The sequence below is a fragment of the Streptomyces sp. NPDC058231 genome, from assembly GCF_042882275.1.
In the GTDB taxonomy this organism is placed as follows: domain Bacteria; phylum Actinomycetota; class Actinomycetes; order Streptomycetales; family Streptomycetaceae; genus Streptomyces.
The window spans coordinates 1-9,079 of the sequence record NZ_JBHVWN010000125.1 but is presented as its reverse complement, the minus strand read 5'-3'; the positions used below and the strand labels follow the sequence as shown (position 1 = coordinate 9,079).

7 protein-coding genes and 2 pseudogenes are annotated in these 9,079 nt (G+C 70.1%); 3 read left to right on the top strand and 6 right to left on the bottom strand.

What is annotated here, in order from left to right; all coding sequences use genetic code 11:
• Positions 1-84: pseudogene (locus ACFVXE_RS38050) on the top strand (transposase); the annotation flags it as partial.
• 74 nt (positions 85-158) lie between these two features.
• Here the strand turns inward: ACFVXE_RS38050 and tnpA are convergent.
• The 4 genes and pseudogenes from tnpA to ACFVXE_RS38030 form a co-directional block, all read right to left on the bottom strand.
• Positions 159-568 (bottom strand): annotated as a pseudogene (gene tnpA / locus ACFVXE_RS38045) (IS200/IS605 family transposase).
• Positions 569-681: 113 nt separating this feature from the next.
• Positions 682-987: a hypothetical protein gene (locus ACFVXE_RS38040; RefSeq protein ID WP_389678280.1), complete on the bottom strand. Its 306-nt coding sequence runs from the start codon at positions 985-987 to the stop codon at positions 682-684.
• Entirely contained in the window at positions 984-1,616 is a 633-nt protein-coding gene (locus tag ACFVXE_RS38035; RefSeq protein ID WP_389678284.1) for a helicase associated domain-containing protein, read from the bottom strand. The genes ACFVXE_RS38040 and ACFVXE_RS38035 overlap by 4 nt, the downstream gene beginning before the upstream one ends.
• Positions 1,617-1,632: 16 nt before the next feature.
• Positions 1,633-2,442 carry a class I SAM-dependent methyltransferase gene (locus ACFVXE_RS38030; protein ID WP_389678278.1) on the bottom strand — a complete coding sequence of 270 codons (810 nt, stop codon included), beginning with the start codon at positions 2,440-2,442 and terminating at the stop codon, positions 1,633-1,635.
• 408 nt (positions 2,443-2,850) lie between these two features.
• Between ACFVXE_RS38030 and ACFVXE_RS38025 the strand changes: the two genes are divergently transcribed.
• Positions 2,851-3,057, top strand: a complete 207-nt coding sequence (locus ACFVXE_RS38025) for a hypothetical protein (RefSeq protein ID WP_389678276.1) — start codon at positions 2,851-2,853, stop codon at positions 3,055-3,057.
• 87 nt (positions 3,058-3,144) lie between these two features.
• Here ACFVXE_RS38025 and ACFVXE_RS38020 read toward each other — a convergent pair whose 3' ends face one another.
• Positions 3,145-3,420, bottom strand: a complete 276-nt coding sequence (locus tag ACFVXE_RS38020) for a hypothetical protein (RefSeq protein WP_389678274.1) — start codon at positions 3,418-3,420, stop codon at positions 3,145-3,147.
• 93 nt (positions 3,421-3,513) lie between these two features.
• On the bottom strand, positions 3,514-7,881 hold the full coding sequence (locus tag ACFVXE_RS38015) for a hypothetical protein (protein WP_389678272.1): 4,368 nt from the start codon (positions 7,879-7,881) through the stop codon (positions 3,514-3,516).
• A 538-nt stretch (positions 7,882-8,419) separates the two neighbouring features.
• Between ACFVXE_RS38015 and ACFVXE_RS38010 the strand changes: the two genes are divergently transcribed.
• Positions 8,420-9,007 carry a DNA/RNA helicase domain-containing protein gene (locus ACFVXE_RS38010; protein ID WP_389678282.1) on the top strand — a complete coding sequence of 196 codons (588 nt, stop codon included), beginning with the start codon at positions 8,420-8,422 and terminating at the stop codon, positions 9,005-9,007.
• Positions 9,008-9,079: the final 72 nt, after the last annotated feature.

The window sequence follows — 9,079 nt, the reverse complement described above, 5'->3', positions numbered from 1 at the left end:
ATCCGCCGCTACATCATCTGGCGAAACCGCCACGCCGACGACCGGCACCTACGCGCCGTCGTCGACAGGGCAAACGTTGCTTGATCCGGCACTAGCGAGGAACCCCGGGGCTTCAGCCCCGGGAGGAATCGCTTCTCTGGACTGCTCTGACCCGCAGGTCACGACGGACGTCTCTGCTGTTCGATGTATTCCTTGATGACAGACAACGGCGCTCCGCCACAGCTCGCCGCGAAGTAGAAGTATGAGAGTGACCAGAAGTGTGCGCCCCACAGGTACGTGCGGATGTGGTCGGGGTATTCCTGGCGGAGCCTGCGGGCGAAGACGCCTTTGAGAGAGCCCACCAGCTTGGAGATGGACACCTTGGGCGGGTAGTGCACGAGAACGTGGACGTGGTCGCGTTCGCCGTTGAACTCGACCAGCTCGGTTTCGAAGTCCGCACACACGGACCGCATGACTTCCTCGCAGCGCCGAAGGATCTCGTCGGTCGGTGAACGGTCCGCGCCGGTACTTCGGTGTAAAGACCCAAATGAGCGTGGAGGGTATGGACGCCCGTACGCCCCTTGCGAATATGGGAGTTCGGCTTCCGGCGTGGTGACGTAGCTCAACCGGTCCTGCGGACCGTGGCGACCACAGGATCGGGCAATGTTCGCCCCGCCGCCTGCTCCACCTCGACCAGGCAGGTCAGTCGCCAGCCCTCCACAGTGTCATCTCTGTGGCAGCCATGGCCATCAGAGGCTCGCGCCCGGCGGCCAGTTGCTCGGCGGGCAGACCGTGTGCCACCAGGACGATCAGCGACGCGAGGCCCCGGCAGTGACCCGGGTCGTGCACGGCCGTCTCCTCCAGCCCATCGGTCATCCGCCGCAGCAGCAGGACCCGGGTAGAGGTGGGCATTGCGCGCAGTAGGCCGATCAGTTGGCCGCCATCGAAACTCCAGTCGCCATCGATGTCAGCACACAGGCGATAGAGGCTCCGGTCCAGGCCGGTCACGCCGGCGCCCGCAAGCTGCTGGACCCTGACAACGCTACTTCCTCGTTCTCCCCCACCATCGGCTGCTCCTCCGCAGAACGCACCTCCTTGACTGCCCACAAAAATAGACGAGGCCACTGACAGCATGGCCTGTGCGCGGTACCGACCGTGATCATCCGAGATCCCGCGCCCGTCCCGCAGCAGCCCGCTGTCGGTCCTCGTCCTCGCCGCGCTCTCGGGCGCAGGGGCCCAGGGTGCCCCCCGCGGAGCGTTCGGGGCCGTCGGGGCCAGCTGCCGTATCCCCTGCCACCGGACCGCTGCCCAGCAGGTAGGGCAGTAGATCCGTCACCCCTTCTGTCTGCCCTGCAGGACACGAAAAGGGCCTTGGCGCTGCTGTGGGGACCGACCGGCAGACCTGGAGAGTCCGGCAGCACCCCGTGCTCCGCCGGTCGCGTCTGCCCGCGCATGTCGAGAGCGTCGAGTGCGTGGAGGCGGTCGGCGGGCGGGCGGTCTTTGCGGCGTCGGGCGTTGCTGATCCATTGTCCGTCGCGTACGGGTTTGCCGTCGAGGTGTGCGGGGTGGCGCCGGGGGACGTCGAGGTGTCCTTCGCGGTCGTGGAAGGCGCGAGCGGCGGGCCCGCCTGCCTCCAGCCCGGGGAAGGCGATGTCACGCCTGGCCGTGTGCCATCAAGGCCGCATGAGGCAACATCAACACACCATCGGGACCGGTGAACTCCGTGCACAGCGACTCGAAGTGGTCCTTGATCTCAGCGATGACGGTCGGATCCTGGCTTGTCACGGTCTGCCCGATCTTCGCCACTCCGGCAGCCGGTCCGCTCCACCACTCTTCGGCAGTTGTCCGATGGGCCCAGGACAAGGTACCGCAGACGGCGTCCGTAAGACCCGCCTCGCCCAGCAACGCGGCGAAGCCCTCTTCAGTGCGCGGAAAGTCCTCTTCGGGAGCGAGGGCCGGCAGGTGAGCGGGACGGGTGACGCCCGCCGCCTGGACAGCCCTACCCAGCAGAGCCTGCCCTGAGGCGGCGGGAACCGCCCAGATGGTGACGGCTATCCGCCCGCCTGGGCGTGTCACCCGGCGCAGTTCCTTCAGGGCGTCCCGAGGCCGACCGACGTGGTTGAGGACGAAGTTGCCGACCGCGGCATCGAACTCGTCGTCGGCGAACGGCAGGTGGGGCAGCGCAGCGAGTCGCACGTCGGCTTCCGGGGCCGTCAGCGCTGCCTGTGCGACCATGCCAGGTTCGGCATCGACCGCCGTCACCTTCGCTCCCCGCTCACACGCAGCCGCGGCGGCAGCGCCCGTGCCTGTCCCCGCATCGAGGATTCGTGCTCCCTGCCGAACATCGGCAGCGTCGAGGAGCCTTGGCACCGGATACGCGCAGAGCTTGGCGAAACTCGCCGCATAGGCGTCGGCCTGCCCCGCCCAGGCCCGCCGCTCGGACTGATCGAACGCCGTCTGCATTCCTTGTCTCCTCCCTGGAACAACCACCACCGCGACAACAGCACGGCAGGTCCTGACGCTAACGCATACTTGATCAACGGCGGCCAGGCATCTCACGCCGGCCGCCCGCCGAGCCGCGGACAGCACAAAGGCCCTGCAGGCGCGCAGCCGGGGCAGCTGCCGCCCCGGTCCCCGCAGCAGCCGTGCCGACCGCATCCCGCCTCTTCGACTCTCGTGCAGGACCGAGCGGCTGAGGGGATGTCACGACCCCGGCCGTGCCCGCGCATCCGGTGACCTGTGTGGACGCGGCAGCGGGGCGGGCGGGAGGCGACAGAGTGGCGGGCGTTGTTGCCACAGCCGTCGCAGGAGCGGCCCCAAGGGGATGCCCACCGCCGTGGCGGACCCGGGGCGCCGCAGGGGTCTGTCGAGGTGCGCATCATAGGCAGGAATCAGGTCAACACACTCCTCACCTGGCCATGGCACAAAGTCACCACCGGCTACGCCACGAGCCATGCCTGGGCCGGCACGGCCAGCTACAGCGACGGGCTCTACAACCTTGGACTGGAGGTGGCACGCTACTCGGGCAGCGGCACGATCATGAACCATTGCACCGACACACTGCTCAACGGGATCTGAGCAACCGGCCCGCCCAGGTGCAGGTCGAGACTGGGTCGACGACCCGAACCGCTCCAGCAGGGCCGGCACGGCCGGGTGCTGCAACGCTCAGTCCGGCGGCGCGTCCTTGCCGCGCCCCGGCCCGGCCGCGCCCATGATCGCCCGGCCCAGACGCACCAGCGAGACCAGCCCCCCGGGGCCGAACAGGAGCACCCACAGGGCGGGCTGACCCGGCGAGGACCGGTCCGCCGCGACCACCAGGGCAACCGTGGCAGCCAGGTGGGCGGAGCTGAACACGAGCTGGGCGGTGCGGCGGCGCAGCGGGAGCAGCGCGAGCAGGAACCAGAGGAGGGCGATGACCAGGACGAGCAGGATGAGTCCCATGTGCCGGGCGGTCTCCAGACGGAAAAGGGGGCCGGCCGGCCGCGCGGTGGCGGCCGGCCGGTGGTGGGTCAGGGTCCCATGGGGGACAGGCGGTCAGTAGCTGCTGTAGCCGGCGTCGAGCGGGATGCTCTTGTCGAGGCAGAAGTGTGCCGGAGAGGGGTCGGTTCCGGCGGATGCCGGTGCCGTGATGTCCCAGGGGTTGCCGCTTTGGTCGGTGGCGAAGTTGCACGGCCCGAAGGGGTTGGGCCAGAGCGGATAGTCCTGGTTCGGGTCGGGGATCTTGCTGAAGTCCTGGAAGTCGCCCTTGATGACGGGCGCCGCGCTGCCGACGGTGCCGTCCAGGTTCATGGCCTTGCCGTCCAGGTAGAGGTACTGGTCGGGCATGTGGCTGGAGCGCAGGTAGGGGCGCCCGCTGACCTTGCGTACCGATCCGTCGGCGCAGACTTTCAGGCTCAGTTCCTGCCAGATGGGCGGCGCTTGGCCGAAGGCTGTGCCGACCAGGGGGGAGAGCAGTTCGGTCTGGAAGAAGTTGGACCAGATACCGTGGGCCAGTTCGGCTACGGAGTCCGGTACCCGGCTGTCGTTGTCGGCCGCCTGCTGCCAGTTGTCGACGTTCTGCTTGGGCGCGTCGGCGCTCAGCATGGGCCGGTAGCCGATGGAGCCGCCGGACGTGTACAGGGTGGCCACGCAGGTGCCTCCGGTGTCGACCGGGGTGTCGTCGTCCTTCACCACGGTCGGCTTCTTCCCGGCGTAGGCGTAGGAGCGGCCCGGCAGGACGCCGGTGGCCAGGGGGTCGGCGGCGTGGTTCTTGTTGTCGTGCTGGTTGAGGTTCTTCACCGAGTAGCGCAGGTCGGGCTTGGCGATGCCGTAGTCCGTGGCGAGCGCGGAGAAGGTGTCCAGCATGAACTTCGGCAGGTGCGTGTTGCCCGTGCGGTTTCCGTAGTCGACGTACTCGCTGCCCGGGATGACGGTGCCTGCGGCGTCCTTGACGAACGACACGGTCGTCCGGGAGCGGATCTTGTAGGAGTTGTCGTCGGTGTCGAACCAGGTCGGCTTGGTGGAACTGGTCGGCCGGTCGGTGTACGGGTTGGCGAACCCTACCCAGGTGGCCTCGCTGGTGCCGTCGGGGTGGTTGACCGGGTCGGTGCCGGCGGCCGTCACCTGGGAGCGCCAGGCGGTCATGGCACTCTTCGTCGCGGGCATCACGCACCCGGTGGTGGGGCCCGCGGTGCACGAGGGCAGGGAGGTGATGCGGCCGGTGAGGTCCATCGCCCAGTCGTAGAGGTTCTGGCGGCCGGTGAGCGGTCCGCCGATCCAGGACGCCGGGGCGGAGGTGTCGATGTTCTGGTCCTCGTCGAAGAGGGCCACGGCGTCGACGCTGCGCTCCACGTAGGTGCCGGTGATGGGTACGAAGGCGACGGCGTCGAAGGCGATGTCCTCATCCCCGGTGCCGTCGGATGTCACGGAGCTGAGGGTGACCTTGGGGACGTTGTCGAACATGAAGGCGCCGATGGAGACCCACCGGTTGCCGTTGCCCGGCTGCCGGACGACGCGGGAGCGCACGCCGTTCTTGGTGGTGACGTCGTACTGGGCGAGTTGGGTCTGTGCCCCGTGGTCGGGCAGGTGGACCAGGACGCGGGCCGGCTGGTTGAGCGTCTTGTTGAGGGTCCAGGTGCCGGTGACCTTCATCTTGCCACCTTCGGCGTTCGCCTGGCGGGTGTGGGTGAAGGAGAAGTGGCCGCCGTAGCCCGCTCCCAGCTGGTGGAAGTCGATCTTCGAGGGGTAGAGGCCGTTGGAGTCGGCGGCGAAGTTGAGGGCGAACGTGCCCTGGTTGGTGGTGGGTGTGGTGCAGTTGGGCCGGATGGACGGTGTGCCGTCCGGGAGGTCGTCGATGACTAGGGCGCCCGACGGGAGGCCCGAGGTGGAGCAGTTGGGCGGGTACGGGGTGCCGTCTGCCTGTTCGTCGTAGGTGCTGTCGAAGCGGACGAGCTCGTTGCCGCAGGAGTAGGAGCAGTCGCTCTTCCAGGTGCTGCTCTGGTGGTACCAGCACTTCAGGTCGTACTGGCCGGATGCGTTCTTGTGCGCGCAGGGACCGGCCTTGGCGCCTGCCACCTCGGGGGCGTTGGGGGTGTACGACTTGCCCGGTTCACAGTCGTTGTTCGCGTCGCAGAACTGGTTGACGGGCGGCTTGGCGTTGGCGCGGTTGAGCGGGCCGGTGACGGCGTCACCGTTCCACCAGGCCGCACGGTAGGCGGAGACGGGGGTGTCGGGGGCCTCCAGCAGCTCCGGCGGGTGGCCTGCGAAGCCGATCACCTTCTCCGGGTAGGGCCAGTCCTGCGGGTGGGCGGCGTCGGCGTAGGTGGTGTCCATGAAGGAGGCACGGTTGGCGGGGTACTCCGGGTTGGCCGGGTTGTTGGCCCATCCCACGCCCCAGGCGCCGCTGTTACTGCCGCTGTCGGCCTGCGGGTAGAAGCCCGAGTTGTAGGCCCAGAGTGCGAAGAACCAGTTCTCGATCTTGGTCGCGTCGCCGTCGTTGATCTTCATTCCGGCGCTGCGGGTCTGGTTCCACTTGTCGGTGAGGATCTGCAGGCCGGCCGCGACGTTCGCCGCGTAGTCCAGGGCGACGGCACGCTGGGTCTGGTAGGCCCAGGCGGTGTCGGAAGGTCCCTTCTCCTTGCCCGCGAGACGCATGTGGTCGGTCACCTGCGTGATGCCGTAACCGCAGTCGGCGTCAGCCCAGTTGATGTCCCAGTCGTCGGCACTGCTGCTGTTGTAGATATCGAGCCCGTAGTAGTTGCCGATGAGCGGGTTGGCGGTGACGCCCGGGACGGCGAAGCGGGCCGCCTGCCACATGTTGGACTCCTGGGCGGTGACGCCGAGCATCACCTGCGCCGGGACGTGGTCGCCCTCGACGAGTGCCTTCTTCGGGAAGAGGGTCTGCGGCGCGTACGCCGGCATGCCGAGGTTCTTCCAGTTGGCGGGGCGCGACGCTTTGGCGTTCAGCGTGCCCATGATGGCCTGGTCGACGGCCCATTCGACCTGGCGCGGCTTGGGCTGCATCGCCTGGTTACGCGGGTCGTTGCGCGGGACGGAGCAGTACCGCTCGTCCTCGACCGGGTCGCTCGGCGAGGCGGCCGCGGCGAGGCCGCTCGCCGCTTGGGCCTTCTTCTTCCTTGCGCCCGTGCCCAGGCCGGGCGTGGGCGCCACGCCCTGCTCGGCGTCGGCGCCGACGACCGCGGCGGGGTCGACGACGAAGGTCATCGTGCGCTTGCGGGCGGGCAGGCTGACGCCGAGGGTGACGGGGCGGGGCTTGGCCGCCTCCTCGACGGTCACCCGGGAGTCCTTGCCGTCACTCCAGGCGGTGCTGGTGATGACGGCCCGGCCCTTGGTGGAGACGCGGGCCCCCTGGGGGGCGTCGAGCAGCCGGACCGCCTTGGGCAGGGCGCCGGCGTTGACACCGCGCTGGGCGCCGGTGAGGTACACCCGGCCGTCGGCGGAACGGGTCACGTCGACGGCGTCGAGCTTGCCGTGCCCCAGCGGCGTGGCCTTGCGCCGGGAGTCAGGGGACTTCAGCTGCCCGGCGGTCAGGTGCCGTGCGGTGGCCTGGTCACCGGAGCGGTCCAGGAAGGTGAGGCCGCCGTCCTGGTCGGGGGTGAGCCGGAAGGGCACGGCGTCGGTGGCGGCCAGGGTCGAGCGACTGCCGTCGGCGGAGACGGAGACGACACGGGAGGTGTCGGCGGCCACGATGCGTCCGCCGCCCGCGGGGACGGCGGAGGTGAGCTGTCCGGTGACCCGGACGGGTGCGGCGACCTTACCGGTCGCGGCGTCGACGCGCAGGAGCCGGGTGGAGGACTTGTCCTCGCCGCCGCTCTGCGTGAGCACGGCCTCCTCACCGGCGCCGCAGCCGGGGTTGTAGTAGGCCAGGCTGACCTGTCGCCGGAGCTTGGTGACGTCACCCGTGGTGAGGTCGACCACGGCGGCGAAAGCGCCGCGTGCGAAGAGTTCCGCCTTGTTGGTGAAGGTGCGGGGCGCGTAGACCACCACGGCCCGTTCGCCGGAGGCGGTCACGCAGGCGTTGCCGATCCAGGCGTCGGTGTCGAAGCCGGGCTCAGCGAGAGTGGCGGCCGTCCGCCAGGCGTACCCGGACCGCTCGTCGGCGACCAGCAGGTGCAGGCCCTGGGCGTCCCCGGTGGTGGTCCACATCCGGTCCCGCGAGGTGCGCCAGCCCGGGCCGAGCGCGGCGTCGCGCTCCTTCTCGGGTATGCCGGCCTCCGCGGCGTCGGGCCGGCGCTCGGGCGCGCCGGCGCCCTTCGAATCGCTCCAGGGAGTGTCCGTCGCGGCGCCGGACGCGGCCGGCTCCGGGGTGGGGGCGGCGGCCGCCTGCAGGGTGCCGGCCAACAGGCCGGCCAGCACGACGGGTACCGCCGCTACGAGGCGGAGTCCGCCTCTGGGTCTTGGCATAGGGGTTCACTCTCTGTGTCTGCGCTGTCGGCGCTCATCCGGTGCGAGCGGACGCCCCAGGCGCCACCGGGCGCGGGCGGCTCGTAACCGACCATGCTGGAACCCGTACATCTCGCCTCGCTCTCCGCGCCGTCTCGCAGGTCGGGCGCCGGCGAGGGCAGCTGGCACTGTGCGCCTCGGTCCCGCTGTCCCCCGCGGCGCCGGTCGACACGCCCCCAGCGAGACAGCCCGTCCAACATCGGCAGCGTGGCGACGTCAGCCCGGCATCCTGTCCGCCCCGCCCGAGGAACTGGCCGGCTCCCCACGGCCGGCTCCCTGCGGCACCGGCCCAGCGGGCGGGCGCGCTCGTCATCGACGAGGCGCAGCGGATTAAGCAGGGCGGCGCGCACGGGCTGCCGCCGGACCTGACCGCGCTGGTGAGGAAGGTTCCACCGGCCGTCATCTTCCTCGACGAGCGACAGGCCATCCGGCCCGACGACGGCACCACCGTCGACGAGATCCGCATGACCGCCCAGGACATGGCCGGGACCACCACCACCTGGAACTCACCCGGTCGTTCCGCCGCAGCGGCTCGGCCGCCTGCACCGCCTGGGTCCATGACCTCCTGTACGGCGCACCCGTCCCCTGGACCGGACACACCGAATACGACCTCGGCCTCGCGGAAGACCCCTTCGCCCTCCAGGAACGGATCGATCAGGCCACCGCCGGCGAGCACACCGCCGGCGCCACCGCGGGGTTCTGCCGGCTCTGGCCCCACAACCGTCCCCGCAGCAGCCGTGCCGACCGCGTCCCGCCTCTTCGACTCTCGTGCAGGGCCAAGCAGCTGAGGGGATGTCACGACCCCGGCCGTGCCCGCGCATCCGGTGACCTGTGTGGACGCGGCAGCGGGGGCAGGCAGGAGGCGACAGAGGGGCGGGCGTTGTTGCCACAGCCCTCGCAGGAGCGGCCGCAAGGGATGCCCACCGCCGTGGCGGACCGGAGTTCCGCAGGGGTCGGGCGGCCGGGTCCCCGGGTACGTGGCCGTCGGGCAGGTACCGGTGGACGGCTGTCGGCGCCCGGGAGAGACCCGCCCGGCGGCCACGGCGGAACGGGGCTGCGGCGCATAAGACGGTGTCCTATGTGGTGAGTCGGAGGAGACGTTTGTAGCAGCAGAGGGTGGCGGCGAGGCCGAGGAATGCCAGGTAGTTGCGGGGGTGGC